Raw genomic sequence first — 1143 nt, forward strand, 5'->3', positions numbered from 1 at the left:
TTGCAAGTGATATTTTTGCGAAACTTCCATGTCAATCAGTTCGTTTTCTTCAAACCCGATCAAATGTTCGCCCAATTTCACTTGTTGCTTTTTTAAGCTAACCAAATAACTTTTGCAAGCACCGGTTACGGGATCGTAAGTTGGATAATGTTCAAACTGTTTCAAATCAAAATCGGCTTCCAGTTCCCGGTTTATCCGTTTTAATAAATTAAGGTTGAAGTTTTTGGTGATTCCAGCCGCATCGTTGTAAGCAGCCAAAATAGTTTTCGGGTTTTTTTTGAGGTCGAAACCGATAATCAATAAGTCGTTAGGTGATAGTTGATGGCGAAGCGCATGGCAAAATTGCTGTGCTTCTTTTACCGGCATATTTCCGATGTTCGATCCCATAAACAAAACCACTTTGGCACGGGAAGAAAGCTGTGATGCTTCTTTTAGCATATCAAAATAGTCGCCGTTTAAACCGTGCATTTGCAAACCGGGCAACTTTTGCGGCAGGTTTTGTTCCAATTGCTCAATAACGTTAGTGGAAATATCAATCGGCAAATAGGTGAAATCTACTTTTTTCGACAATAATTCCTGTAATAAAAAAACGGATTTTGTAGCATCACCGGCACCAAGTTCGATCAAATCAAAACTTTCAAAATTCTCTGTTAGCGTTTGTACGATTGCTGCAGTTTGTTCCGAAAATATCTCCATTTCGCAATTGGTGAGGTAATATTCCGGACAATTCATAATTTCCTGGAACAGCTTATCGCCAGCAGCATCATAAAAATATTTGGATTGTAGTTTTTTAGGGGAAGCAGATAACCCGGCTAAAACATCTTTAATGAAAGATTGGTTAAAGCTTCTTTTAATCGCCTCATCTTCTGTAAGCGTTTCTGTAATTATTACATCTTGAACAATTATATTCATCGGGATAAAATTATTTGGCCAAACGAATTCCGGTATATTGCCAGCGCGTATTGGTTTGAAAAAAATTACGATAGGTTTCCCGGCTGTGGTTGGGGGAAGTAACAGCAGAAGCGCCACGCAGCACCATCTGGTTTACCATAAACTTGCCATTATACTCGCCAATAGCGCCCGGCGCAGTGATAAAACCGGGATAAGGCAAATAAGCGCTGTTGGTCCATTCCCAGCGGCTGC

1 protein-coding gene and 1 pseudogene are annotated in these 1143 nt (G+C 40.1%); both read right to left on the reverse strand.

Annotated features, from left to right (window positions below):
• Positions 1-912: L-histidine N(alpha)-methyltransferase (locus Q0192_RS09465; RefSeq protein WP_299289238.1), on the reverse strand; the 912-nt coding region annotated here is incomplete at its 3' end.
• A 10-nt stretch (positions 913-922) separates the two neighbouring features.
• Positions 923-1143, reverse strand: a pseudogene (locus Q0192_RS09470) (ergothioneine biosynthesis protein EgtB); the annotation flags it as partial.

The organism is uncultured Mucilaginibacter sp. (assembly GCF_937859865.1).
Classification (GTDB): domain Bacteria; phylum Bacteroidota; class Bacteroidia; order Sphingobacteriales; family Sphingobacteriaceae; genus Mucilaginibacter_A.